23 protein-coding genes and 1 pseudogene are annotated in these 26,193 nt (G+C 68.9%); 13 read left to right on the forward strand and 11 right to left on the reverse strand.

Annotation, left to right across the window (positions count from 1 at the left end; genetic code table 11):
* Window positions 1-20: 20 nt before the first annotated feature.
* The 7 genes from G6N56_RS08970 to G6N56_RS09000 all read right to left on the reverse strand — a co-directional run bounded on the left by G6N56_RS08970 (window position 21) and on the right by G6N56_RS09000 (window position 7,109).
* Entirely contained in the window at window positions 21-506 is a 486-nt protein-coding gene (locus G6N56_RS08970) for an FAS1-like dehydratase domain-containing protein (protein ID WP_142280519.1), read from the reverse strand.
* Between the two features lie 82 nt (window positions 507-588).
* A complete protein-coding gene (locus G6N56_RS08975; protein WP_085254843.1) occupies window positions 589-1,014 on the reverse strand; it encodes a nuclear transport factor 2 family protein in 426 nt (141 codons plus the stop codon).
* An 89-nt stretch (window positions 1,015-1,103) separates the two neighbouring features.
* Complete coding sequence (locus G6N56_RS08980; protein ID WP_085254842.1) at window positions 1,104-2,678, reverse strand: AMP-binding protein; 1,575 nt, start codon at window positions 2,676-2,678, stop codon at window positions 1,104-1,106.
* 19 nt (window positions 2,679-2,697) lie between these two features.
* A complete protein-coding gene (locus tag G6N56_RS08985; RefSeq protein WP_085254973.1) occupies window positions 2,698-3,816 on the reverse strand; it encodes an aromatic ring-hydroxylating oxygenase subunit alpha in 1,119 nt (372 codons plus the stop codon).
* A gap of 175 nt (window positions 3,817-3,991) precedes the next feature.
* Window positions 3,992-4,444: a nuclear transport factor 2 family protein gene (locus tag G6N56_RS08990; RefSeq protein WP_142280505.1), complete on the reverse strand. Its 453-nt coding sequence runs from the start codon at window positions 4,442-4,444 to the stop codon at window positions 3,992-3,994.
* A gap of 74 nt (window positions 4,445-4,518) precedes the next feature.
* Window positions 4,519-4,710 (reverse strand): ferredoxin, encoded by a 192-nt coding sequence (locus tag G6N56_RS08995; protein WP_085254840.1) that lies wholly within the window; start codon window positions 4,708-4,710, stop codon window positions 4,519-4,521.
* Between the two features lie 17 nt (window positions 4,711-4,727).
* Window positions 4,728-7,109, reverse strand: a complete 2,382-nt coding sequence (locus G6N56_RS09000) for a CaiB/BaiF CoA-transferase family protein (RefSeq protein WP_085254839.1) — start codon at window positions 7,107-7,109, stop codon at window positions 4,728-4,730.
* Between the two features lie 59 nt (window positions 7,110-7,168).
* Here G6N56_RS09000 and G6N56_RS09005 point away from each other — a divergent pair, with 59 nt between their 5' ends.
* Window positions 7,169-7,990: a FadR/GntR family transcriptional regulator gene (locus G6N56_RS09005; RefSeq protein WP_085254838.1), complete on the forward strand. Its 822-nt coding sequence runs from the start codon at window positions 7,169-7,171 to the stop codon at window positions 7,988-7,990.
* On the forward strand, window positions 7,987-8,715 hold the full coding sequence (locus tag G6N56_RS09010) for an SDR family oxidoreductase (RefSeq protein WP_085254837.1): 729 nt from the start codon (window positions 7,987-7,989) through the stop codon (window positions 8,713-8,715). Before G6N56_RS09005 ends, G6N56_RS09010 begins: the two co-directional genes overlap by 4 nt.
* Here the strand turns inward: G6N56_RS09010 and G6N56_RS09015 are convergent.
* Window positions 8,633-9,547 carry an LLM class flavin-dependent oxidoreductase gene (locus tag G6N56_RS09015; protein WP_085254836.1) on the reverse strand — a complete coding sequence of 305 codons (915 nt, stop codon included), beginning with the start codon at window positions 9,545-9,547 and terminating at the stop codon, window positions 8,633-8,635. The genes G6N56_RS09010 and G6N56_RS09015 overlap by 83 nt on opposite strands.
* A gap of 61 nt (window positions 9,548-9,608) precedes the next feature.
* Here G6N56_RS09015 and G6N56_RS09020 point away from each other — a divergent pair, with 61 nt between their 5' ends.
* The 5 genes from G6N56_RS09020 to G6N56_RS09040 are packed head-to-tail and all read left to right on the forward strand — an operon-like array spanning window position 9,609 to window position 15,352.
* Window positions 9,609-10,676: an acyl-CoA dehydrogenase family protein gene (locus G6N56_RS09020; protein ID WP_085254835.1), complete on the forward strand. Its 1,068-nt coding sequence runs from the start codon at window positions 9,609-9,611 to the stop codon at window positions 10,674-10,676.
* On the forward strand, window positions 10,673-11,770 hold the full coding sequence (locus tag G6N56_RS09025; RefSeq protein WP_085254834.1) for an acyl-CoA dehydrogenase family protein: 1,098 nt from the start codon (window positions 10,673-10,675) through the stop codon (window positions 11,768-11,770). The genes G6N56_RS09020 and G6N56_RS09025 overlap by 4 nt, the downstream gene beginning before the upstream one ends.
* Window positions 11,767-12,924 carry an acyl-CoA dehydrogenase family protein gene (locus G6N56_RS09030; RefSeq protein ID WP_180150509.1) on the forward strand — a complete coding sequence of 386 codons (1,158 nt, stop codon included), beginning with the start codon at window positions 11,767-11,769 and terminating at the stop codon, window positions 12,922-12,924. Before G6N56_RS09025 ends, G6N56_RS09030 begins: the two co-directional genes overlap by 4 nt.
* A complete protein-coding gene (locus tag G6N56_RS09035) occupies window positions 12,921-13,856 on the forward strand; it encodes an acyl-CoA dehydrogenase family protein (RefSeq protein ID WP_085254833.1) in 936 nt (311 codons plus the stop codon). Before G6N56_RS09030 ends, G6N56_RS09035 begins: the two co-directional genes overlap by 4 nt.
* Window positions 13,853-15,352 carry a class I adenylate-forming enzyme family protein gene (locus G6N56_RS09040; RefSeq protein ID WP_085254832.1) on the forward strand — a complete coding sequence of 500 codons (1,500 nt, stop codon included), beginning with the start codon at window positions 13,853-13,855 and terminating at the stop codon, window positions 15,350-15,352. The genes G6N56_RS09035 and G6N56_RS09040 overlap by 4 nt, the downstream gene beginning before the upstream one ends.
* 139 nt (window positions 15,353-15,491) lie before the next feature.
* Here G6N56_RS09040 and G6N56_RS29940 read toward each other — a convergent pair whose 3' ends face one another.
* Entirely contained in the window at window positions 15,492-16,271 is a 780-nt protein-coding gene (locus G6N56_RS29940) for an HAD family hydrolase (protein WP_269473816.1), read from the reverse strand.
* Between the two features lie 266 nt (window positions 16,272-16,537).
* Between G6N56_RS29940 and lpqS the strand changes: the two genes are divergently transcribed.
* The 6 genes from lpqS (at window position 16,538) to G6N56_RS09075 (ending at window position 23,784) form a co-directional block, all read left to right on the forward strand.
* Window positions 16,538-16,945, forward strand: a complete 408-nt coding sequence (gene lpqS / locus G6N56_RS09050; protein WP_085254829.1) for a putative copper homeostasis (lipo)protein LpqS — start codon at window positions 16,538-16,540, stop codon at window positions 16,943-16,945.
* A 193-nt stretch (window positions 16,946-17,138) separates the two neighbouring features.
* On the forward strand, window positions 17,139-18,254 hold the full coding sequence (locus G6N56_RS09055; protein WP_085254828.1) for an FAD-dependent oxidoreductase: 1,116 nt from the start codon (window positions 17,139-17,141) through the stop codon (window positions 18,252-18,254).
* Window positions 18,255-18,400: 146 nt separating this feature from the next.
* Window positions 18,401-19,141: a DUF4396 domain-containing protein gene (locus tag G6N56_RS09060; RefSeq protein ID WP_232069255.1), complete on the forward strand. Its 741-nt coding sequence runs from the start codon at window positions 18,401-18,403 to the stop codon at window positions 19,139-19,141.
* Window positions 19,142-19,196: 55 nt separating this feature from the next.
* Window positions 19,197-20,246 (forward strand): hotdog fold thioesterase, encoded by a 1,050-nt coding sequence (locus G6N56_RS09065; protein ID WP_085254827.1) that lies wholly within the window; start codon window positions 19,197-19,199, stop codon window positions 20,244-20,246.
* 69 nt (window positions 20,247-20,315) lie between these two features.
* Window positions 20,316-21,521 (forward strand): amidohydrolase family protein, encoded by a 1,206-nt coding sequence (locus G6N56_RS09070; protein ID WP_085254826.1) that lies wholly within the window; start codon window positions 20,316-20,318, stop codon window positions 21,519-21,521.
* Between the two features lie 271 nt (window positions 21,522-21,792).
* Window positions 21,793-23,784, forward strand: coding sequence for a SpoIIE family protein phosphatase (locus tag G6N56_RS09075; protein WP_085254825.1), 1,992 nt, complete (start codon window positions 21,793-21,795; stop codon window positions 23,782-23,784).
* On the opposite strand, the gene G6N56_RS09080 is transcribed toward G6N56_RS09075, so the two are convergent.
* Both G6N56_RS09080 and G6N56_RS09085 read right to left on the reverse strand, forming a co-directional pair.
* Complete coding sequence (locus G6N56_RS09080; protein WP_085254824.1) at window positions 23,772-25,007, reverse strand: acyl-CoA dehydrogenase family protein; 1,236 nt, start codon at window positions 25,005-25,007, stop codon at window positions 23,772-23,774. The two genes, G6N56_RS09075 and G6N56_RS09080, sit on opposite strands and share 13 nt — an antisense overlap.
* Window positions 25,004-26,154, reverse strand: a pseudogene (locus G6N56_RS09085) (acyl-CoA dehydrogenase family protein). The gene G6N56_RS09080 and the pseudogene G6N56_RS09085 overlap by 4 nt, the downstream one beginning before the upstream one ends.
* Window positions 26,155-26,193 lie beyond the last annotated feature (39 nt).

Consider the following 26,193-nt stretch of genomic DNA (forward strand, 5'->3'; position numbering starts at 1 on the left):
CTCGTTCCAGTACCGGTCGGTCACGAGCCGGCCCCAGGCGTGAAGCGGAACAAGGTGTTTCGGCTCGTGGCCACCACTTCCCCGCCTCGGCGCCGATAGGTCTCCAGGGTTTCGACGAAATGCCCGACGCCCAGGCGCGTCCGCTTCTCCGGCGACACGGACACCAGCTGTTCGACGACGGTCAGCACGTCACCCTCGACGATGGGTGCGAAGAACTCGGTGTCGTTGGCCGCGTTGATGAACGTGGTCCCGGGCAATGGCACCTGGAGCACCATGGCGGCGGACGGCCGCCCGGCACCCCGGTCTTGAGATGGCTCCCACGGCGGGGGGATCAGCCATCCCATCAGCAGGGCCGGCGGGGCAAGCAGGGCGCCCCACCGCTGCCGAGCGAACTCTGGGTCCCAATACGAGCGGTTGCCGTCGTGGACCATCGCCGCGAACAGCTGGATGCGCGCCCCGCTGACGGCCGTTGCGGCGGTGCGGGGTTGCCCGGTCGCGCCCACCATTTTCAGCGCGTCTTCGTAGGTGCCGAAGGTCAGCGCGTAGCTCACGCTTCCGGCTGGGTCCTGCTCCACGTACCGGCGGCGTTCACATGACGAGCGGATGCCGGCTGGGCACGGAATCCCAGGTCAGCTCGCGCGAGGCGAAGTACCAGCCACCGCGCTCGTAGATCAACGAGTCGCGAAACGCTCCGGTGGCGCGCAGCGTGGTGTCACCGTACATGCTCGCGAAAAGCACGGCGACACAACGCTGCACGGCGTTGACGCCGTCGACGCGGATCTCGTGGTCCAGCGTTACCAGCCGCTGTCCATCACCGCCGTCGAACGCCGATCGCACGTCGTGGAATGACTCTCCGTCGCGCGCGTAGGTGGCACCGGAATGCCGAAACGTGGCAAGCCAGCGGTCCCGGTCACCGTCGGAGAACGCCCGATTGTGCCGGGCGTTCAGATCGAGGATGGCGGCGCGTGCCGTCGCGGCCTGGAGCAGTTGCTGTTCCTGATAGGTCATGGTCATGGTGCTGCGGCCTTTCCGGAGCTAGCAGTGAAGACTTATTGGCGTAACGCTAACGTAACTTCCTGGCGTTTACGTAACATTAACGTAACTTAATGGCGAACGATATACCCCTGTCTTTCCCGGTCCCACGCGTTCGGGGTCATGCCCCGCGCGCGCAAGATGTCCTTGCGGATCCGCCCGACAGCGTTCGCGGGCAGCTCATCGACCGTCTCGACAAAGCGCGGGACGCAGAAGTACGGCATCCGCGCCGCGCAAAAGTCGAGCAGCTCCGCACAATCCAATGCGGTATCGGGCCGCAGCGTCACGAACAAGAGGATGTCGTCCTCGCCCAGCTCGCTGGGCACCCCCACCACCGCCGCGTCGGCCACTGCGGGGTGCCGCTTGACGACGGTCTCCACCTCGACCGAGGAAACGTTCTCGCCGCGCCGCCGCACCGCGTCTTTGACGCGGTCCACGTAGGTGAGGGTCCCGTCGTCATTCATCCGGCCGAGGTCACCGGTGCGGAACCATTCGGGGTGGGGATCCACCCGCGATTCCTCGCCCACGTAGCCCTCGCTCATCACGTGGGGGTGTTTGGGGCGGCATGCGATCTCGCCGACGGCCCCGGCCGGCAGCGGATCGCCGCCCGCGTCGACGATGCGCACGTCGAAATCGGGGTTCGGCCGACCAGACGTTCCGGGCGCACCCTCGTCCCCCACTCCCCTGACGGCGATCGGGAAGGCCTCGGTCATCCCGTACATGGTGGCAATGCGGCAGCCGTAACGCTTTTCGATGTCATGGTGGGAGTCGGCCGCGATGGGAGCGGCGGAAATGAACCGCAGCGGCAGCCGCGCGTCGCTGTCATCGGGAGGCTGGTTCTGGAGCATCGAGACCATCGCGCCGGCGCCGGCGAACCCGATCGCACCGTGGGCACGGATGTCGTCCCACACCGCGCCGGGGTGAAAGGACTTCGCCAGCACCGTCGTTCCGCCGACCAGCATCGGGGCCAGCACGCTCGGTGCCGCGCTGAGGTGGAACAGCGGCATCGCCGTCCACAGCACCTCCCCCGGGCCGAACTCCCAGGCGCGCGCGACGGTGCCGGCGACCGAGAACAGGTAGTGCCACGTCGTGGCGACGGCCTTCGACGGTCCGGTGGTGCCCGACGTATAGAACAGGCAGCCCACGTCCTCGGCCGCGGTGCGGCAGGGCGGTGGACGATCGGAACCGCGGCTCAGGGTGGCGGCGAGCGAATCATTCTGCACGACAACGTCGCTCACCGTCGCCAGCGCGCCGGCGACATCGTCGACCCGGGGGCGCCGCTCGGCATCGGTGAAGATCACCTTGGCCCGTGCCCGCTCGAGGGCGTGGAGCAGGAAGTCACCCTTGCTCGCGGCGTTCACCGCCGCGCTCACCGCACCGATCCGTGCCGCGCCCAGCCATAGGTAGACCCATTCCGGACAGGTGGCCGTGAACAGCGCCAGGCAGTCGCCGCGCGCGATCCCCAGGTCGGTCAGCATGTTCGCGGCCGCACAGGAGCGCCGCCGCATCTGGTCGAAAGTCACGTCCTCGCCGGCGATCGTCATCATGACGCGGTCGGGATGCTGGTCGGCGCGGCGATCCAGCACGGCCGGCACGGTGAACCCGTCGACGCCGAAAGCACCCGGCCCGAAGCGCTGACTGCACATCAGGCCTCCATCCGCCTGATTACGCTTCGGCGGCCGCCGGGTCCGGCTCCCCGTCGGCGGTGTAACCGAAGTCGGACGGCGAGGCCTGCGGCCCGGGATAGAAGCGGTGCGCCCAGCGGCGAAGCGCGGCGTAGTCGTGCGCCTCCTCGGGCGCCAGGTTCGGCCTTTCGAGGTATTTCATGTTCTCCCACGTGAAGAAGTCCTGTTTGATGACCTCTTGCTGCAGCGCCAGGAACCGCGCGGCGCGCCCAGTGGGCACGTCGCCCGTGTCGCCGGGCTCCCGAACGGAGGCCTGGGTGTAGAAGTAGTCGGTGTAGTCCTCGTCGACGGGGGTCTGCCCGGTGACCTGCACGGTCGCGACCAGCTCGCTCGGGAAGCGGACCACGCCCAGCCCGAGCGAGTAGTTGTCGTAGATGATCTTCGCGTCGACCGGCCCGTTGGGCGTCAGCCAGGTCTGCGTGCGGCCACCCCCGAAATGGGCGTTGACGGTGGCGTGCAGGTGGTAGCCCGACACCTCGAACGACGCCGTGGTGGCGGGATTGGCGGCCTTGTGCACGTACTGCACGTGGTAGGGGTCCGCGGCGTTCTCGATGATCATCTGGGGGTGCACCTTGACCCGGTTGAGCATCTGGGTGTGCGGGTGCAGCGGGTAGTACTCGTTGGTTTCCAGCTCGGGCAGCACCGGTGGCTGCCAGTACGGCGCCCGGCCATGCCGCTCGTGCCAGGCCAGGACGAAGCCGTACCACTCCATGCACGGATACGTGCGGATGCGGACGTTGTTCTTGCAGCCGATCTTGCTGTAGGGGATCAACGCGTTGGTCCCGTCGCCGCGCCACTGCCAGCCGTGCCAGGGGCAGACGATGTTCTCGCCCTCGACGACGCCCCCCACTGCGAGATTGGCGCCGAGGTGCTGGCAGTACGCGTCCATCACGTGCACCCGCCCCGATGCGGTGCGGAAAAGCACCAACTCCTCACCGAAGTAGTGCGCCCGCTTGACCTGACCTCGCGCGAGGTCGGACCCGAAGGCGACGATGAACCAGCCCGTCGGAAAGCGGTACGACGACAGCGCGATGCCCGCCTGCCCGAATTCTCGCTCCGACGGGTCTCCGGCCGGATCCGGGGCCGAGTCCGAAATCATCTGCGTCACGAGCACTCCGTATCTCCGCGCGGGCTGGACGCGACTGGGCCGCCCTTCACTCACCGCGGTTCGGCGACTGCTCTATTTTTACTATTTTAAGCATTGAACGTCAACGCGGGTCCGGGCCGGCCGGTCGGGTTTAGCGGAAGCCCTTGGGGTTGGCAGCTGTTCGCGATCAGGAGCGCTGCGCGCCGGGCGCCGACGTCGTGCCGAACGCGGCCATTACGGCCAGCGGGTCGAGGTAGTCGCGCCAGTGCGCGATCTTGCGGTCCCTGATCGTGATCACCGAGACGAACCGGTTGACGTAGGGCGCACCGGTTCTCACCACGGTGCCGTGCATCGTGTACTCCACAACCACCACGGATTTCTCCGGATCGAAGTAACGGTATACGTCGCTGCTGCCGTCCTGCACGATCGACTCCCCGTAGTCGGCGTACAGCTCGGCCAACGCTTCCCGCCCCACGACCCGGCGGGGATAGCTCGGGACGGTGATGACGAATTCGACCACCACGTCCTCGGCGTGCATATCGAAGAAATCCGTGCCGTCGACCAAGCCATCGACGGCCTCGGCCACCACCTCGAAGTAGGGCCGCATCGCGGCATACCTGGTCATGTCTCGCGATGCCATGGGCGCCTCCCGCTCGTCGATTGGTGTCGCGTCAACTCTAGGGCGCCACGACGACAGGCGGCCGCCAACTCACCTCAGTCGGTCAGCCGTAGCGCGGCCTTGGGGCATTGGTCCACCGCGGCGCGCACGTCGATCTCCAGGCGCGGCGGCACCGGGCCATCGGCGATCTGCACTACGTCGGCGTCGCCCAATTCGAAGACATCCGGGGCCAGCGATTCGCAGAAGCCGTTGGCCTCACACAGGTTTCCGTCAACCGTCACGCGCATGAGCTTCCCTTTACTTTTCATAACCCTTTGGGCCGGGTCCCGATCACTTCGCTGGCCGCTAGGTCCGCCAGCTCTTCGGCGGTCAACCCGCACCGCTCGACCAGGACCTCCGCGTTGTGCTCGCCGAGCCTCGGCGGCGGCCTCGACAGCCAGCGGTCCCGACCGGCGAGTGCGGCGAACGGCGGGCTCGGGTAGAGGTTCGTGCCGGTGCTCGCGTGCCGCAACGGCTCGAAGAATCCGCGTTCACGCAGTTGGGGGTTTTCGGTTACCAGGGTGGGCGACACCACCGGCGCGGCGGGGATTCCGGCCGCCGCCAGGCGCTCCACGGTGGCGTCGAGCGCCTGACCGGCGAACCAGGCCGCCAGCCGGCGGTCGATGTCGTCGGCGCGCTCCCGCCGGCCGGCCGCCCCTGCGATGGCATCGTCACACCAGTCCGGTCGGCCCATCAGCTCGGCCAGGGCGTCCCACTGCCGGTCATCGCGCACGGTGACCGCGATCCAGTCGTCCTCACCCGCGCACCGGTAGATGTTCTGGCTGACGTCGGGATGACCCCGATTGCCGCGCCGGCCCAGCGTCTTTCCGAAGACTTCCGATTCGATGGCCTGGACGGCCGTGGCATTGAGCACCGTCTCGAGCATCGGCAGCTCCACCAGCTGGCCGGTTCCCGTGCGTTCGGCGAAGCTCAGGGCAGCGAGCACGGCGAACGCGGCGTGCACCCCGGCCAGCGGGTCACACGCCCCGCGTGGCGTCACCGGGGGCGACTCTGCCAGCCCCGTAACCCAGGCCAGGCCGGCGATCTGCTCCATGGTGGGTGCGAATCCGACCCGCTCGCGCCACGGGCCGTCCAGCCCGAACGCCGGCATTCGCGCGACCACCAGCCGCGGGTTGACCTTCAGCAGCACGTCGGCGGCGAGCCCGAACTGGTCCATCACCCTCGGGGAGAAGTTCTCGATGACGACGTCCGCACCGGCGGCCAGCTCGGTGAAGAGGCGCCGCCCCTCCTCGGAGCCCAAATCCAGTGTGACGGAACGCTTGTTGGTGTTCATCGCATGGAACACCCAGCCGTACTCCCACCAGTCGTCGACGTCGGTGCGCATCCCGCCTGAGTACCGGATGCCGTCGGGCCGCTGGATCGACTCGACCTTGACGACGTCGGCGCCGAACGCGGCGAGCAGATGGGTCGCCGCGGGTCCCGCCCAGAATGCGGTCAGGTCGACGATGCGCACTCCGGCCAGCGGGAGCCCCTGCGGCACCGGCGCCGACGTGGATTCGGTTGCCGTCCAGCTCGATTTGTCATCGGCGCCGGCGGTGGCGGTGGCTCCGGGCGGTGCGGGCGCGCACGCCGACATCAGCCACGGCGGCCGCGGTTGGTGAAAGCCCGCGGGGTTGCGGACGAACACGCCGCGCTCGGTCGCGTACTCCGTGTCGCGGATGGTGGACCCGTTGCCGAGCGCGGCGATCGGCAACCGGAACAGCTGGCCCAGCTCGACGATCTCCTCGACGGTCCGTTCGGCCAGCCACGGCCGGATCTGCTCGCGGATCAGGTCGCGGTACTGCCAGCGGCCGATCTGGAAACGGAGCTGTTCGATCTCCTCCAGTTGCGGGCACTCGACCATCGCGACGAAGTCGAGCCACTGCTGGCCGGTGACCATGGTGATCCCGACGTAGCCGTCCTTCGCGGGTTCAATCGAGGGGACTTCCAGGGTGCGGCGGATCGGCGGGACGCGCAGCAGCGCCGAATGCAACCATTCGCTGCTCTGCATCGCGGTGATCGATTCGAGCATGGACAGGTCGAGATGCTCCCCCGGGCCGCCGCGCTCGACGCGGCGGCGCACGGCCAGCGCGCCGAACGCGGCGTAGACACCGCCCATGTACTCCCCCAGGTCGCCGCCGATCGCGATGGGCGGTCCAGCCGGGTCCCCGCGGAAACCGGGCGAGCCGGACCAGGCCTGCAAGGTGAACTCGCTGGCGGCGCGGTCCGCGTAGGGGCCCGTCCAGCCGAAGTCGGAGATCGTCACGACGATCGCCCGCGCCGAGTCGGCCACCAGCCGCCGCGGGTCGATGCCCAGCGCCGCGGCCTGCGACGGGCCCGCGGCGAGGACCACCACGTCAGCGGCGGCCAGTTCGGCGGCCAAGCGCTCCGATCCCGCGCCGAGCGTCGCGCTTTGCTTGCCCGCGTTCAGGTAGCTGTAGAACGGCGACGGCGAGCCGTCGGGTACCGGCGAACCCGTCGCCGAATACCGTCGCAGCGAATCGCCTTGCGAGGGTTCCAGTTTGCGCACCTGCGCACCGGCATCGACGAGCAGCTTGCCGCAGTAGGCGCCGGCTATCCGGTCGCTGATCTCGACGACACGCAGCTCCTGCAGCGGTGTCGGCCGGCTGTCGGGCTCGCGCCTCACGCGGCTATTTATACCATTACTGCTAAAATAGCTAAGCCAGCAGATCACGCGAGGATCGGATGACCGCCTTGGGAATTGGGCAGGACGCCCGTCGCCGATTGTCGGCGCCGCGGATTGCTGAGATCGTAGCCGACGAGCTGCGCCGCCAGATCATCGACGGCGAACTCGCCGACGGCGACCTCCTGCCGCGCCAGGAAGTCCTCGTCGAGCAGTTCAACGTCAGCCTGGTCTCCCTGCGGGAGGCGCTGCGGATCCTGGAAACCGAGGGGCTGGTGTCGGTGCGGCGGGGCAACCGCGGCGGCGCCGTCGTGCACGCGCCGGCCAAGACCAGCGCCGCATACATGCTCGGACTGCTGCTGCAGAGCGAGTCGGTCGCGGTCGCCGACCTCGGCATGGCGCTGCAGGAGCTGGAGCCGGCCTGTGCGGCGCTCGCGGCGCAGCGGCCCGACCGCGCGGACACCCTGGTCCCGGAGCTCAAGGGAGTCAACGATTCCATGGCCGAGCACCTCGAAGACGGCCGGTCGTTCACCGAAATCGGTCGGGAATTCCACGATCTCATCGTTCGCGGCTGCGGCAACCACACCATCATCGCGGTCGTCGGCAGCCTGGAGACGCTGTGGACCAGCCACGAGCAACAGTGGGCGGACGAGAGTGCGGCGCGGGGCACCTACCCCTCCCTGGCGAAGCGCCGGGCGGTGCTCAGCACGCATATCAAGCTGGCCGAGACCATCGCGGAGGGTGACGTCGACCGAGCTCGCCGCATCGCGGGCCGCCACCTCGCCGACACCCAAACCTACGTGTTGTCCGGCCGGGCCGATCAGCGGATCTATGCGCTGTCCCCGCAAGCGCTGTCGCGTCCGCGGGACGTCCGGCGCCCTTGACTGCCGGCAGAACCGCCCTGGTCACCGGAGGCAGCGGTGGTATCGGCAAGGGTTGCGCCCGCAGGCTCAGCGAGCTGGGATACGACGTGGTGCTGGCGGCGCGGCGCGAAGGCCCCTTGCGCGCGGCCGCCGACGAGATCGGGGCGCGACACCTCGTGGCCGACGCTTCGGACCCGGACGGATTCGCCACCGCGATAAGCGCGTTGACGACGATCGACCTCGTCGTGCACGCGGCCGGCACGTTGGGCGGGACGTACGCGCGCAAACAGACCTTCGACCAGTGGCGGGCAGTCATCTCGGCGAACCTGGATTCCTGCTTCGTGGTGACCTCCGCCGTGCTGCCGCGCATGCGCGCGGGGTCCCGACTGGTGTTCATCTCGTCGTCGGCCGCGCACGATCCGATGCCGGCCCGGACCGCCTATTCCGCTTCCAAAGCGGGCATGAACGCGTTCGCCCGCGCCCTGGCGCTGGAGGTCGACCGCGACGGCATCGCCGTGCACATCGTCACGCCGGGCCCGGTGCAAACCGAGATGCTGCAGGACGTTCCCTTCGAGATGTACGCGATTCAGGTGTCCGACGTCGCCGACGCGGTCGCCTGGCTGGACACCGTCGACCCGTCCGTCGAGCTGCCCGAGATCCAGCTCAACGCCGTGCAGCGGGGCCCGTTTGCGCGGCCTCCGGTGGTTCCGAACGAGGTGCGGCGACGACGCCAGGGAACCCGCTGATCACCGACTCGCCGAATTCCTGCAGGGAATCCGGCGCGGCGAAGTCGGCGAACCACACGTAGAACCGCTCGACCCCTTGCATGGCCAGGTCGGCGAACCGTCCAATCAGCTCCTCGGCGTCGCCGCAGATCAGCCCGGAGCCCAGGTGCCCGAATCGCCGGGCGCTCACCCGGCGAACCGCGTCGGGATCGGCGCCGGCCCGGACGTAGCCCACCATCAGCTGCACCGACACGCGTGCCGCCCCCGCGGAAGGCGCCAGCCCCGCCAGCTTGTCGAGGTGGTTCACCGGCAGGTTCCACCAATCCGCGTATCTGCGAACGACTCCCATCATCCGGCGCCCCGTACCGCCCAGGACGACCGGGATGGGATGCGACCTGCGGGGCGCCTGGGGGACGACTCCGCCCCCGTCGTCGCCCCAGTATTGCCGGATCAGGGCGAGGTGGCGCTCCAGCTGTTCCACCCGGGCAACTGGATCTTGCTGTCCGACAGAGAATCTGGTGAACTCGGCCGGCCAGGATCCCGCGCCGAGCCCGAGTTCGAACCTGCCTTCCGACGCGTCCGAGAGGGTGACGGCCTGCTTGGCCAGGACGGCGGGATGGCGAAAGGCGTCACACAGCACCAGGTGGCCGATCCGCAACCGCTCGGTCTTGGCGGCCACCCATGTGGCGATCCCCATTGCCTCGCAGATGTTTTCGTCCGGCTGGCCCGGCGCCTCCAGGTGGTCGATGAAGGCGATGCCCGAAAAGCCGCTGGCTTCGGCGCAGCGCGCCCGGTCCGTCACGTCGGCCGCCGACAACCGCACCTGCGGCAGGAACAGATACCACTCGACCATGCGCCACCTATCGATTGCAACAGCGTCGCTAGTTTACTATTTTTATTATGTTAGGGGTCTTATGGATGTCGGGCTAACTTCGGAGCAGTTGTCGCTGCGCGACAGCGTGCGCGACATCCTGCGCGCCGAGTGTCCGCCCAGCGCCGCCCGCCATGCTTCGGACGGATCGGATCCCGAGCGCTGGCGGGCGCTGTGGAAGACCATCGTCGACCTGGGCTGGACGGAACTCGCGACGCTCGCGGGCGACTACGGCCCCGTCGAGGTGGCCGTCGTTCTCGAAGAATGCGGCGCCGCGATCGCCCCCGTCCCCATGTTGAGCAGCGTCGGCCTGGCGGCCGGCGCCCTGCGTTGCACCGGCCTCGACTCGGTGCTCGCCGACATCGCCGGCGGCACCGTCGCCACCCTGGCGGTGCACTCGCGGGGATCGCGGCTGCCCGGCGCACCGATGACGTTGCGCGCGGGGCGCCTGCGCGGACGCGCCGTCGCGGTCCCGAACCTTCCCCGCGCCGAGCTGATCGTGACGCTGGCGCACTCCGATGACGGCGTCGTGGCGGCGGTCGCGCGTTGCGGTGACGGGGTAACCGTGCTGGCGGGCGAGTCGGCCGACCCCGCGCAACCGGTGGCCGACCTCGAGGTTGACACCGAACCGCTGGCCACCGCGCCCGTGGACCCGGAAGCCGCGCTGACGGCGCCGTTGATCGCCGCCGCCGCCGACCTGGTCGGCGTCGCGCGCGCCGCGCTGCACCGCTCCGTCGAGCACGCAAAGGCGCGTCGCCAGTTCGGCGCCCCGATCGGCGCCTTCCAGGGCATCAAGCACGCGCTGGCCGACAATCTCGTCTGCCTGGAGCGCGCCCGCAGCCTCACCTACGCGGCGGCGGCCCGGTTGGGCGATCCGGACACCACTCCCGCCGCCGCCTGGACCGCCGCGGCGCTCGCCAAGGCGGCGGCCGGCGAGGCGGCGGCCAGCTGTGCTCGCACCGCGGTGCAGGTGCACGGCGCGCTCGGGCAGACGTGGGAGCACGACGTCCACCTCTATGTCCGGCACGCCTGGCAGGGCGCCGCGATGCTCGGCGACAGTCGCGCGCTCTATCACGAAGTGGGCCGCCGGTTCGCGGGAGCCGCCGGATGAGCGCCGTAACCGACGAATTCGGCGCCTGGCTCACGGATTTCCTGCCGAAGGACTACTACGGCAGGTACCGCGAGTACCGCTGGGACCTCGGGCTGCGGCGGGACTACCAGCGGGCCGCCTTCGAGGCCGGATGGATACAACCGACCTGGCCCCGCGAGCACGGCGGCCGATCGCTCGGTCTGCGCGACGCGATGGAGGTCCGGATCGAGTCCGCGCTGCGGTCGGCGCCGAAGCTGCCCAACATTCAGGGTCCCGGCGTCGCCGGGCCCGGCATCCGTCAGTTCGGCACGCCCGCCCAGGTCGATCGGCTGCTCGTGCCCCTGCTGCGCGGCGACGAGTGGTGGGCCCTCGGCATGTCCGAGCCGGAAGCGGGCTCGGATTTCGCGGGGCTGCGCACGCGGGCCGAGCGTGACGGGGACACCTTTCGCGTCAGCGGTCACAAGATATGGACCACCCAGGCCCACCTGTCGCGATGGTGCACCCTGTATGCCCGCACCGACCCGGATGCGCCCAAACATCGTGGCATCTCGTGCCTGATCCTCGACCTGCACTCGTCCGGAGTGACCATCGAGCCCATCCGCATGGCGTCGATCTCCGATGAGACGTTCTGCGAGGTCTTCCTCGACGACGTCGAGGTGCCGACGGAAAACCTGCTCGGTCCGCTCAACGGCGGCTGGGGGGTCGCGCTGTCGTCGCTGCAGCATGAGCGCCAAATGATCTGGGTGATGAACTGGGTCGAAATCAAGCGCGGACTCGACGCGGTGCGCAGGGCGCGCCCGACGGACGACCTCTGCGCCGAGCTCGGCTCGCTCCTCGCCGACGCCGAGGCGCTCCGCGCCACCGGGTACCGCGCACTGGGCAACGAGATGGCGGGTCGGCCGAGCCCGGAGGCCGACGTCCTCAAGCTGCTCGGATCGGTTACCCTGCAACGTGTTTGGGATCTCGCCGCCGTAACCGAAGGACAGAATTGGGTCAGCGATCCGGACCTGTTGTTCGAGCGCCAGGATGCATTGGCCGCAACCATCTACGGCGGAACTTCGGAAGTCCAGCGCAACATCATCGCCGAGCGGCTGCTCGGACTGCCGAAGGGATGACGACGATGGATTACGACCTCGGTGACGACGCCGCCGACCTGCGCAAGCATCTGCGCGAGCTGGTGGCCGATCACATCCCTGCCGACTTCCTCGGTGCCTGCACGGAGAACCCGCAAGATCTGGCCACCACCGAGACGTTCTGCAAGTTGCTGGCCGCCGAGGGGTTGCTGGCGTTGGCCTGGCCGAAAGAGCATGGCGGCGGCGGGGGTTCGGTGTGGCAACAGACCGTCCTGCGCGAGGAGATGTGGGCCCAGCACGAGCCGCGCGGCCCGCAGTACATGGGCATCAACTGGGTCGGGCCGGCCCTGATGCGGTACGGGACCGCCGAGCAGAAGGCCAAGCACCTCGCCGCGATCGCGGCCGGCGATGCGATTTGGTGTCAGGGCTTCTCCGAGCCGGAGGCCGGAACCGACCTCGCGTCGTTGCGCACCCGTGCCGTGCCCGACGGTGACGGCTGGCGCATCACCGGCCAGAAGGTGTGGACGTCGTACGCCCTGATGGCGTCCTGGTGCGTGCTCGCGGCGTGCACCGACCCGGAAGCGCCAAAGCACAAGCGCCTCACCCTGTTTCTGATCCCCATGGACCGGCGCGGATTCACCGTCCGCCCCATCGGGTCGATGCTCGGACCGCATCACCTCAACGAGATGTTCCTCGACGACGTGCCGGCGTTCGCCGGCGACGTCCTCGGCGAGGTGGGCGACGGGTGGCGGGTGATGCGGGAGGCGCTGGCCTTCGAGCGCGTCGGCATCGCCCGCTACGCGCGCTGCGAATCGCTGCTCTCCCGGATGATCACCGAGCTCGGAGACGACTGGGACCGACTGCCCGAATCCGTGCGCGCCCGCTGGGTCAAAGCACTCGTCGACCTTCGGGTGGCCCGGCTGTTGGCGTATCGCGCGGTGTCGCTGCAGGACGACCCCTCGGCCGGGGCGGCGGCCAGCGCCGCGCGCATCGCCACCACCACCTGCGATCAACAGGTTGCCGAGCTGCTCTTCGACGTGCTCGGCCCCACCGCACTGGACAGCGGCGCGTCGGCGCCGCTGCACGGCGCGATCGAAGACCATTGGCGCTACGCGCAGGCCGCCACCGTGGCGTCCGGCACCATCGAAGTGCAGCGCATGCTGGTGGCGCGGGACATCCTGGGAGAGCATCGTTGAAACCTGAACTGCCACAAGATATTAACGACTTCGCCGCCGTCACCGCCAAGCGCCTCGCCCGCCTGGGCGGCCCGCCCGCGGCGCTGCGCGCAGAGACCGACGACACCGTCCGGGACGCGGCCCGCGCAGCCCTGGCCGAGCTCGGCGCGTTCGAACTCGACGCCCGATCAACGCCGGACGACCTGCTGGCCGCCGCGGTGCTCTGCCGGGCCGCCGGTGCGACCGCGCTGCCCTACCCGCTGGTCGAGGACCTGCTTGCGCTCGACGGCGCCCGGCTAACCCTGGTCAATCCGGCGGCTCCCCGCATCGACCACGGCGACCTGCCGGGCAGCTGGATCGCCGCCGACCTGGACGGTACCCGGTACCGTCCGCACCCGGCGTCGCGGACGAACGCCAAGTTGGGTCCGTTCCTGGTCCCGGCGTCGCTCGGCGCGCCCGACGGATCGGTTCCCGCGACCGACGTTAACCTTCATCTCGTGCTGGGGTCATGGCGAATTCTGGGCGCGATGCAGCAGTCGTTACGAATCGTCACCGACCACGTGCGCGCCCGGGTTCAGTTCGGCAAGCCACTGGCCGACTTCCAGGCCGTCCGGTTCGCCGTCGCCGATGCGGCCGTGGCGCTGCGCGGACTCGACGAACTGGCCAAGTACACGATCTGCCGCCCGAAAACCACGCCGCGTCAGGTCTCCTCGGCCGACGCACTGGTTCTACGGCTCAAGGCGTCCGATACCGCGCGGCAGGTTCTGCGCACTTCGCACCAACTGCTCGGGGCCCTGGGCTTCTGCGACGAGTCCGACGTCAGCGTCCTCGACCGGCACACGCAGCCGCTGATCCGATTGCCGCTGGGCGCCGAGGCGCTAGCCCTGCGCCTGATGCCCGACGTGGCGAACGGGTCCCTCGAGACGCTGTTCAGTGGGGCGGTGCCGGCGTGACGACCGAGCCGCTCGCGGCGGGCGCGGTGCACAACCCCCTGGAGAACGGGATCCCGTTCGGCGTCAGGCTCGGCGAGCTCGCCGAACGGCGACCTGACGCGCCGGCCGTGACCGTGGTCGCGCTCGACGGCACGGCGGAAGCGCTCACCTTCGGTGAACTGGACGCTCGGGCCAACCAATGGGGCCGGGCACTGGCCACTGCCGGCGCCGGAACGGGTTCGCTTGTGGCGCTGGCGATCCCGAATTCGCTTCACCTGATGCTCGCCACGCTGGGATGCTGGAAGATCGGCGCGGTCCCCGTTCCCATGCACTGGGACCTGCCCGAATGGGAGCGAGAGCGGGTGCGCGCGGTGATCGACCCGGCCGTGGTCGTTGACGACAACACCCGGTGGGACCTGGATGCGCGCGCCGCCGGCGAGTCCACGAGCCCCCTCCCCGCGGCCGTCTCCCCCAACGCCAACGGCATCTGCAGCAGCGGGTCGACGGGCGTGCCCAAGGTGATCCTCAGCCTGGCGCCGTCGCTCTGGACCGCTCAGCACGGCGAGCCGTTCCTCTCGAACTGGACACCGGTCGCCCAGCCGCAGACGATCATGGTGCCCGCGCCGATGTATCACACCAACGGCTTTGCCACCTTCTTCTTCCTGCTGGCCGGTGATCACCTGGTTGTGCTCGAACGGTTCGACGCCGCCCTGGTTCTGGACGTGATCGAGCGCTTCCGCGTCACGAATTTCACGGCCACGCCCACGATGCTCGCACGCATCGCGGCGCGGCCCGATGTCGGCCAGCGCGACTTGTCCAGCATCGTCTTCATCCTGCAGGGCGCCGCGGTGATGCCGCCGTCGCTCATGCACACCTGGTTCGAGCTGCTGAGCCCCGAGCAGATCGTGACGGCCTACGGCATGACCGAGAACCTGGGACTCACCGCCCTGCGCGGCGACGAGTGGCTCGCGCATCCGGGTAGCGTCGGACGGGGCTTCCGCGACACCGAGATTCGCATCCTCGACGCCGGCACCAGGCCGCTCGGCCCCGGCGAACACGGCGAGATCTACCTGCGCGCGCCGATGAGCGCGGGATCCCGCTACCTGGGCGGTGCGCCGCCGCTCCCGTCGACCGAGGACGGGTTTCGGTCCGCGGGGGACATCGGATACCTGGACGAGGACGGCTACCTGTACATCGTCGATCGCCGAGTGGACATGATCATCACCGGCGGGGCGAATGTCTTTCCGGCCGAAGTGGAGTCGGCGCTCGCCGGTCACCCCGGCATCGCGGACGTGGTCGTCATCGGCCTTTCCGACGCGCAGTGGGGACGCCGGGTGCATGCCGTCGTCCAGTTGGCCGACGGTGCGTCGCTGACCGAACAGCAGGTGATCGAGTACGCCAAGGGCCGGCTCGCCCACTACAAGGCACCGAAGACCGTCGAATTCGTCGGCGTCATCCCGCGGACCGCGGCCACCAAGGTGAACCGCTCGGCGTTGATCGAGGCGCGCGGCGGGTGAGCGGCAGTGCTAGACGTGCGGCCGAAAACGTCTTCCATCACTTCGCCGATCGCCGAGAGGGAGCGGCTGGAGTGCTGCTTGACCAGCACGTGCCCGCCCGTCGCGACGAGCGCGACCGGCAGTTCGACCGCTCCGACCACTAGCAACGCCGCCAATCCCGCGACATAGACAGCGTCGTGTTTGTCGGGCCCGTGGAACTTCCCGATGACCGGGAGGTCGATCGCGCGGCGCTCCGGCTCCCGCAGTGAGCGCAACGCCTTGGCGCGCTTGGAGTCTGGATGCGCCGCGGCGTACGCGGCCCACCGGCTCGCCGCTGCCGATTCAGGTTGGGCCTCGCCCGAGCCGTTCGTGTCCGGTTCGGCCGAGGCGGCAGCGTGACGAAGGTCGCGGCGACGGTGCCGAGGACGAGCGGGGCGCGTGATTCCAGCAGCGTCTGCCCGACGTCGGCGGCGCCGCGGGCCGGACCGCTTCCATGCGAGGACACGCCCACCCCACGGCCGCGGCACGGATCGCCGCGGCGTCGTTCGCCCCGTCGCCCACCATCGCGCAGATCCGCCCGGATTGGCTGATCTGCTGCACGATCTGCACCTTCTGCTCGGGTGTCATGCGCGTAGATGACGGTGTCCGAGACGACCTCGGCGCGCTCCGCGACCGACAGCCGCTCCCAGCGCGCGCCCGTGATCACCGATTCGTCCGCGACGTCCAGCCCGATCTGGCGTGCGATGGCGCGGGCGGTGGCCGGACGGTCACCCGTGATGACCCGTACACCGATGTCCCGCTTGGCCAGCCCGAGCAGGAGTTCCCTCGCGTCGGGCCGCGGTGTGTCGGTGATACCCAGGAAGCCGGGCAGGCGCAGTCCCTCGCCGCACAGGCATTCCAGTGCCGACTCCTCCGCGATCGCCAGGTCGCCGTCCGTCAACGCCTGCAATCGCGGCTTCGGCGGACACGTCGGATTCCTCAGAAAGCGAGGCACCCAACGCGGCCTAGCATCCACGTACCCCGTACCCGTATTTGCCGGTCGCGTTATGACAAGGCACGGCGGCTGCGCCGTCTCGCAAAAGGGCTCGATTACCGCCCATTCGGGGGTTCCAGGAGCGCAACCCATCCACTTGGGTGTGTCACGTGTGGCCCATACCCCCCGGGGGTGCTAGCCTCTTCCTTGTTATGCGCCGTGATGCTGTCCGAGTGAATCAGTGGCCGCGCTATGCCGCGGCGATCGCGGCATTCTTCTGGGCCCTAGGCATGGCCGCCGGCTGCCACGTTCCGCAGGCGGCCACCGCAACCATGCACATGGCCACAGTGTCGACGCTGTCCAGGACCGCCATCGGCCACGAAATCGGCGCCCTGGCCGAACGCGTCCCGCTGGGCGCCGGTTCGTGCGCGCCGATGGACCACGAGTGCAAACATCTGGCGCAGGCATGCCCGGCTTCTGACTTGGTCGCACTTGCGGTGGTCCTCGCCATCCTGGCCTTGGCCGGTTCGGCGGTTTGGTGGGTCGTGTCGATACCCCGCGGGCCGCCCCCGCGTTTCGGCCTGATTCCCCACCGCCCGGGCCGAGTGATTCTCACCCGGCACTGCATCGCTCGTATCTGATAGGCCAGCGCCAAGCCACCGCGCGCCGTCGCCCGGCTTGCCGTCGCTGCCCACATCCCTTGCCGCGCACACGCGCGGAGATCAGAAACGAGAAATTGATGAGCTTTTTCCTGTCCGAATGTCGTAACGCGTTGCGCGCCAGCGCCCCTTCCGGGCGGTCGACGGGCGCCCTGAGCTGGCGGGAGGTCCGGTCATGACGGCGCGGATCGACCAGCCGGGCGCGCTGGTGATCGGCGCCGGCGTCAGTGGATGGACCACGGCGCTGACGCTGGCCCGCCAGGGCTGGCGCGTCGTGGTGGCCGCCGACCGGTTCGATGCCGACACGGTGTCGACCGTCGCGGGAGCGGTGTGGGAATGGCCACCGTCCGTGTGCGGTCGCCACCACAATCAAGCGGTGCTGGCCCGTTCCGCTGATTGGGCGCGCTACTCCTACAGCCGCTTCGCCCGCCTCGCCGCCGACCCCCGCACCGGTGTGAGCCTGCGGCCGGCGGTGTTCTACTTCTCCCGCCCGATCGAGGAGGATCCGGCCGAACAGGCGAAAATGCTTGCGGTCGAACAGTTCGTGCCCGGCTTCGTCCACGACCCCGAACTCATCGACGCCCACGAGATCAATCCCGCCGCCGGGATGGTCGACGCCTATTCCTACCTGGCGCCCACCATCGACACCGACTCGTATCTGGCCTGGCTGGCCCGCCAGGCGGGGAACGCCGGCGTCACCATGGCCAGGCGCAGCATTCGCGGGGCGCTCGTCGAGCAGGAGGACGAGCTGATGTCCGAGTACGGCGCGCAGCTGATCGTCAACTGCTCGGGGCTGGGAGCACGCGAGCTGGCGTGTGACCCGACGATGGAGCCGCACCGGGGGGCTCTGTTACGAGTGGTGAACGACGGCAGCACGATGTCGCGCGTGACGGCCGTGCACGCCGTCGCGAACGATACGGGCACCGAGGACCAGGACATGGTGTTCATCGTTCCTCGCGGCGCCAATCGGCTGCTGCTTGGCGGCCTCGTCGAGCCGGGTGAATACGACACCGACCTCGACCTGGACGGCTATCCGCCGCTGCGGGAGATGTTCGACCGCTGTCGCGAATTCCTGCCCAGCCTGCGGGGCGCGCAGCTCGACGCGGTCGACCCGATACGAGTCGGCCTGCGGCCGTTCCGCGAAGCCGGCGTGCGACTGCAAATCGAACCCGGCACCCGCATCGTGCACAACTACGGCCACGGCGGCGCCGGCGTCACGCTGTCCTGGGGCTGCGCCCAGGAGGTCGCCGAGTTGGCCGACGTCCTCCTGGCCGACCGGGGGGTCGCCTGAAGGAACACGGCCGGCCCGGCGCCACGACCGGTGGTGTCGGGCCGGCCGCCACCCAACGACACAACGACACAACGACACAACGACACAACGACACAACGACACAACGACACAACGGGATTGAAATCTCCCATGCAGGAAGGACCAAGATGATGATGATGGCGATGCCCGCGCCGCAGTGGGTGACACTGGTGGCCTGGATAGTGACCATCCTCGGAGTGATGGTGGCCGGCGTGCTGCTGGCGGAAACATATCTGCGCGGTTACCGGCAGCCGCTGCGCGCGATGGAGGCGGTCTGGCCGATCACCGCCATCTATGCCGGTCCACTGGCGTGGTGGGCCTATCAGCGCTGGGGCCGGCCCGCCACCCCGCGTTGGCAGGAACAACACGGGCGGGCTCCAAGACTGGGGCCGGCCGCGGCTGCCGCCGTCCAGACCATCCCCGGCGGCGCCGTCTCGTTCGTCGGTCACATGATCGCCATGCCCTTGGTGATGTGGACCGGAATCAAGATCGCCGGGCAGGGCGTCTGGCCCATGATGCTGATCATCGCCGCGATCGCCCTGCCACTGCTCGTCGCGTTCGAGTACCACGCGATGTCCTTGGCCGACGGCACTCGGTCGGTGGGCCAACGCATTTGGGCGGCGTCGCGCATCTCGGTTCTCGCCATCGTCGCCTTCGACATCGGCATGGGAGCCTCGATGCTGCTGGTGGCATTCGTGTTGCGCTACTCCCCCACGTCGATGGCGTTCTGGCTGATCATGTGGGCGGGGATGTGGTTGGGGTTTGCCACCGCCTACCCGATGGTGTGGTGGCTGGCCTCGAAGGAGGCGGACCGCCCGGCCAGCCCCGACGCGACGACCGGTGTCGCGCAAATGGAAGGAGTGCGATAGTTCGGTACGGTAACCTCGTTCTCGGAGGTGACCGGTCCGCAACCGAGGAGGCCCGATGCCCACGGCCGCCCGGAGCGCTGAAGCCGGCGACAACCCCGAGGTGACGCGCGGCGATCGCTTCATCAAGACCGCCGTCACGATACTGGGCGAAACCGGGCGCACGGATTTCACCGTGCAGGAGGTGGTGGCCCGCTCGAAGACGTCACTGCGCGCGTTCTACCAGCATTTCGGTGGCAAGGACGAACTGCTGCTGGCGCTCTTCGAGCGGACCATCGCCCAAACGGCGAAGGCCTGGCGCGCGGAGACCGTGGGCCTGGACAGCACGGCCGCGCTGAAGCTGGTGATCGACCGCGTCGGCCAACAACCGGAGTCCAGCACGCAGGACAGCCTCAACCGGGCGCTCACGCTGTACAACCAGCACCTCGCCGAGACGCGCCCCCGCGAGTACGCGCGGGTGCTCTCCCCCTTGCACCAACTGATCCGCGACATCGTCGGGCAAGGCATCACCGAGGGGACGTTCAATCCCGGCCTGGACGTCGGAGCGGCAGCCGCCATCGTCATGCAGACGATGATGGGCGCGCAGCGATTGCATTGGCTCGGAACGGAATTGAACGGAACGCCGGTGGACTCCGCCCAGCTTTACGAATTTTGCAGCCGCGCCCTCGGCATCCGGGAACCCGATGAGACGTCCACCGCCCCTTCGCTGACCGAACTGTTCGCGCAGATCGGCATGCGCCCGGGCAACCGCGACGGTGAATTCGCGATGACCATGCCGGTCAGTCCGCAGGTGGTCAACACGTCTGGGGCGTTGCAGGGCGGCTTGATCGCCACCCTCGTAGACGTCGCGGGCGGTCAGTTCGGGCTCGACTTCCTCAAGCCGGGCACGACGATGACGACCGCGGACTTGTTCATCCGGTACCTGCGCCCCGTGCGGCAGGGGGCGGCGTTCGCGGTGCCCCGGATGCTGCGCTCCGGCCGACGGGCGATGGTCATGCAGGTGGACGTCTACGGGGACGGCGACGCGGCGTTGCTCGCCACGGCGACGGTGAGCTTCGCCATCATCAATGGAGATACACCCAGCGGCGACCTCGGCACCCGCGCATAGGCCCGTATACCGCGTTGCCCGAAAGTGGTAACGTCATTACCGGCCCAGACCTTTCCCGAGGAGATCGCCATGCCGACTCGCGAACTTTCCTTCCCCGTGTTCGACGCCGACAACCACATGTACGAACCGCAGGAGGCGCTGACCAAGTTCCTGCCGGAGAACCGCAAGCGCGTCATCGACTACGTCCAGGTCCGCGGTCGCACCAAGATCGTGGTGCGCGGCCACATCAGCGAGTACATTCCCAACCCGACGTTCGAGGTGGTGGCGCGCCCGGGCGCCCAGGAGGATTACTTCCGCAACGGCGCGCAGGGCAAGACCTACCGCGAGATCCTGGGCGAGCCGATGAAGGCCATCCCCGCGTTCCGCGAGCCGGGCGCGCGCCTCGAGGTGATGGACGAGCTCGGCATCGACTACGCCCTGATGTTTCCGACGCTGGCCAGCCTGGTCGAGGAGCGGATGAAGGACGACCCGGAGATGACCCACGACGTCATCCACGCACTGAACCAGTGGATGTACGAGCAATGGTCGTTCAACTACAAGGACCGGATCTTCGCCACCCCGGTCATCACCCTGCCGATCGTCGACCGCGCGCTCGAAGAGCTTCAGTGGTGCCTCGAGCGCGGCGCCCGCACCGTGCTGGTCCGCCCGGCGCCGGTGCCCGGCTACAAGGGCAGCCGATCGTTCGGCCTCGAGGAGTTCGACCCGTTCTGGCAGGCGTGCATCAAGGCCGAGATCCCGGTATCGATGCACGCCTCGGACAGCGGTTACTCCGAGTTCGCGAACGTGTGGGAGCCCGGCGACGAGTTCCTGCCGTTCAAGCCGACCGCCTTCCGCAGCTTCGCGATGGGGCACCGGCCGATCCTGGACGCGATGGGGGCGCTGGTCTGCCACGGCGCGTTCTCCCGCAACCCCGAGCTGCGGGTCCTCTCGATCGAGAACGGCGCCGACTGGGTGCCTGACCTGTTCAAGGGCCTCAAGGGCGTCTACAAGAAGATGCCGCAGTCGTTCAGCGAGGACCCGGTCGAGGCGTTCAAGCGTTGCGTCTATATCACCCCGTTCTGGGAGGACCGGTTCACCGAGATCGTCAAGATGGTGGGCACCGACCGCGTGCTGTTCGGATCCGACTGGCCGCACCCCGAGGGCCTGAAGGACCCGATTTCCTTCGTCGACGAGCTCACCGACTTCGACGAGGCGGACGTCGCGAAGATCATGGGCGGCAACCTCATGAAGCTGATGAAGGTCTCGGCGCCGGCGAAGAAGCCCGTCTCGGCCTGACGCGGGGACCCGCGCCGGGACTACGGCATGCCCGCCCGGACGGCGGGCGGCGCGTGAGCCGGAACCCGTTCCGGGTGTGCCGGACAAGGGCCCGCGCAGCCCGGCGGCGTCTCACACCTCCCACAGCGTGGGGAACGCAAGAGCGGCCAACTGATGGGTCGAGCATCGGGCGCGCATTGATAATCTGATCGTTCCCGTGTGCAGATATGCAAAGGAGTGATTTGGCATCGAGTCGGCCCGCCGGAATGGATCGGTAGGGAGGGACCGCCGCATGGTGGCCGAAAAGGATTGGGACAAGAGCGTGGGCGCGGCCGACGACGTCCGCCGCGTCTTCGACAACGTCCCCGCGCTGCTGGTCGGCCTCGAGGGGCCCGACCACCGCTTTATCGCGGTCAACGCCGCTTACCGCACCCTCAGCCCCCCGATCGACACCATCGGGCTCCTAGTCCGGGAGGTCTACCCCGAGCTGGAGAGCCAGCAGATCCTGCAAATGTTCGACCGGGTGTACCAGACCGGCGAGCCGCAGTCGGGGACCGAGTGGCGCGTACAGGCCGACTTCGAGGGCTCGGGCACGGCACAGGAACATTTTTTCGACTTCATCGTGACGCCACGACGCGGCAATGACGGCTCGATCGACGGCGTGCAGCTCGCGTTCATCGACGCCACCGAGCGGGTGCGGGCCCGGCAGGCCGCCGAATCCCGCATGGCGGAACTGTCGGAGCGGTACCGCAACGTCCGGGACTCGGCCATCGTGATGCAAGAGGCGCTGCTGGCGCCGTCGGTGCCCGTCGTTCCCGGCGCCGACATCGCAGCGGAGTACCTGGTCGCCGCGGAGGATACGGCGGCCGGCGGCGACTGGTTCGACGTGATCGCCCTCGACGACAGACTGGTTCTCGTCGTGGGCGACGTGGTCGGGCATGGCGTCGAGGCGGCCGCGGTGATGTCGCAACTGCGCACCGCGTTGCGGATGCAGATCCTCTCTGGGCGGCCGATCCAAGAAGCCCTCGAGGCGGTCGACCGTTTCCACCACCATGTGCCGGGTTCGAACTCGGCCACACTGTGCGTCGGCTCACTCGACGCGGTCACCGGCGAATTCCGGTACTGCACAGCGGGACACCCGCCGCCGCTGCTGGTGGGCGCCGACGGGACCGCCCGATACGCCGATCCATCCGGGGCAGGTCCCCTCGGCGCCGACACCGGCTTTCCGTTACGCACCGAAGTTCTCGAAGTGGGCGACTCGGTCCTGCTCTACACCGACGGCCTGATCGAGCGCCCCGGCCGTCCGCTGGTCGCCAGCACCGCCGAATTCGCAGATCTGGCCGCCAATATCGCGGCGGGCCGAGGGTTTGTCATCGACTCCGCCGCGCGGGCCGTCGACCGCCTTTGCTCAGAGACGCTGGAATTGCTGCTTCGGTCGACGGGTTACAGCGACGACGTGACCTTACTTGCGGCGCAACGCCGCACCCCGCCGGAGCCCTTCGCCATGACGCTGGACGCGACGATCCGGACTGCACGAACGGTCCGCGCCGGGCTCCGCGAATGGTTGTCCCGGGTCGGGGCCGACGACGATGACATCTGCGACATCGTGCACGCGATCTCCGAGTTCGTCGAGAACGCGGTCGAACACGGTTACGCCGGTGAGGTTTCCGGCCGCATTGTCGTCGAGGCATCCCTGACCGAGGACGGCAACCTGCACGCCTCGGTGATCGACCACGGTCAGTGGAAGGATTACCGAGAGGGCGAGAAGGGACGCGGACGCGGCCTTGCCATGGCGGAAGCCCTGGTATCGCGGGCGCAGATAACCAGCGGTGCCGGCGGGACGACGGCCAGCGTGAAGCACCGCCTCTCCAGGCCGGCCAACTTCGTCACCGACGCGATGGTCAGCCGGGCCACGATGGCGCGGTCGGCGAGCAACGAATTCGCCTCGGCGATCTCGGCGGGCCGCATCGTCGTCAGCGGCGATGTCGACTCCGCCACCGCGCCCACCCTGGACCGGCAGATCGCCGTCGAAAGCCGTGCGGGCATTGCGCCTTTGACGATCGACCTGAGCGGCGTCACCCACCTCGGGTCCGCCGGTGTCAGCGCGCTGGCCGCCGCCCGCGACCGCGCACGGCGGCACGGTTCCGAGTGCGTGCTGGTCGCGCCGCCGGGTAGCCCCGCACACCACGTTTTGTCGCTGGTCCAGCTCCCCTTTTCCGGCGGGAGCACCCAAGGCGTGCTCGCCCAGGAGGAAGGTGAATCCGACAGCGGTCAGCTGGTTTGACCGTGCCGCACCTGGTTGAAGGGCACGCCGCGATCGGCGGCGTGTTCCCGGGGGAAACCCAGCACCCGCTCACCGATGACGTTGCGGGCCATCTCGGTGGTGCCGCCGCCGATGGCGACGGTCTGCCGGGACAGGTAGCGCAGCCCGGTCTGCAGGCCTTCGCCGGGTTCGCCCACCACGCCGGCACTTCCGGCGATTGCCAATGCGGTGTCGACGTCGAGGGTGACGGTCTCGGAGTGGAACAAGCGGATCAGCGTGCCCGCGGCCGGCGGCAACGCGCCGTCCCGGACGCTTCGGTAGACGTGACCGATCAGTTGCTCGCCCACGGCGCGGTGCACCAGGGCCCGGCCGGCCATCTCACGAACGCGTCCGTCGCCGCCCTGTCCCGTCTTCTCGGCCAGGGCAACGAAGTCGACCGGGATCGCGTTGCCGCCCTCGCTGCCGCTGCCGCTGGCGAACTCCGATCCTTGCCCCACCGCTCGCCGCTCGTGATAGAGCTGCCGTGACGCCACGGCCCAGCCACCGTTGACGTCACCGATCACCGCATGGTCGCCGACGTCGACTTCGTCCAGGAACTCCTCGCAGAATTCGGTCGAGCCGCTGAGCATGGTGATGCGCCGCAACGTGATTCCGGGATGGTCGATGGGCACCAGGAACATGGTCAAACCCTCATGCTTGGGCACGCCCCAGTCGGTGCGGGCCAGGCACAGCCCGTAGTCGGCCGCGAAAGCGCTGGTGCTCCACGTCTTGGCGCCGTTGATCACCCACCGCTCGCCGCGGCGTTCGGCGCGGGTGATGACACCGGCGAGGTCCGATCCTCCGCTGGGTTCGCTCAGCAGTTGCACCAACACCTCGTCACCGCGCAGCGCGGCCGCGATGTGTCGCTTCTTCTGGTCCTCCGTGCCGGTGTCGAGGAGCGTGGCGCAGCAGATCGTGAACGTCGGGGTGTTGAGGATCAGCGGCATCTCGTAGTTGCGGGTCTCGACGTCGAACGCCTGCTGGTACTCGTAGTCCAGACCCAGCCCCCCGTACGCTCTCGGGAAGCAGATGCCGGCGAATCCCCCTTCATAGAGCCGTTTCTGCAGCTCGCGCGCCCGCTGCCAGGACCGCTCGTCGTCCCGCGGTGCGGCCGGCGGCGCGTCCGGGTCGATGACGGGCATGTTGTCCGCCAACCACGCTCGGGCCCTGGCGGCGAATTCGGCGACCGATTCGCTCGGCGTCATCCGTTCATCCTCGTCGGCCGGGTGGCCTTCTCGGCCTCGTACACGCGCAAGTTGTGCTCCTCCGGTGTGCCGAAAGTGGAGCGGTACAACGTAACCCGGCGCAAGTACAGATGCAGGTCGTGCTCCCAGGTGACGCCTATCCCGCCGTGCATCTGCACACAGTCCTGCACGATCCGGCCAGCCATCTCCCCGACATAGGACTTGGCGATGCTGGCACTCAGGCCGGCATCCGGCGATCGGGCGCCGACGTCGGCGACGGCCGCGGCCGTGGTGGCGCGGCATGCCTCCAGCCACAGCTTCATATCGGCGAACCGGTGCTTGAGCGCCTGGTACGACGCCAACGGGCGACCGAAGCTGTGCCGTCCCGAAGCCCATTCGACCGTGAAGTCGAATACCGTCTGCAGGATGCCGACCACCTCGGCGCACTGCAGCACCTGGGCGATCTGGCTCTGCCGGTCGATCAGCGCGGCGGACTGCCGGGCGTCGCCGACCTGCGCCGACGGCTCGACGACGACACCGCCGAAATCCACCCGGGCGTACTGCTTGACCAGGTCAACCGATTGCTGGGGCGCGATCCGGACGCCGGGCGCGTCCGTCGGGACCAGGAACTGACGAAGCTCACCGCCGCACCGCGTCACCACCAGCAGCACATCGCTCTGGCTCCCCGCCTCGACCCGATCCTTGGTGCCGTCGATGCGATAGCCCGAATCGGTTGCCGTGGCCGTCACGGACGGGTCGGCCGGCGCCCAGCCCCGGCCCGGCTCACAAACCGCCCAGGACGCAACCTTCGTCCCCGCTACCAGGGCATCGATGGTGGCGGCGTGGGAATGCGGGTCGGCGCAGCCGGCGAGCGCCGCCAGGACGACGCTGACCGGGAATAGCGGTCCGGGCGCCACCGTCCTGCCGAGTTGCTCGGCGACCGCGGCCAGATCGGCAAAGCCGCTCTCCGAAACGCTGCCGCCGCCCAATTCCTCCGGCACCAGCAGGCCCGTCCAGCCCAACTCGGCGGCGCGCCGCCACCAGGCCGGGTCGAACGACTGGCCGGCGGCATGCAGTTCCCGGACGCGGCGCAGCGGCGCTTCTTTTGGAGAAAGGCTTGGGTGGTGGAGGTGAAGAGTATCTTTTCGGGAGAGTCGACAGCCGTCATGATGCCGGCGGGATCGTTTTCGGCCGTCGATCGCCGCCG

Source organism: Mycobacterium saskatchewanense, assembly GCF_010729105.1.
Classification (GTDB): Bacteria; Actinomycetota; Actinomycetes; order Mycobacteriales; family Mycobacteriaceae; genus Mycobacterium; species Mycobacterium saskatchewanense.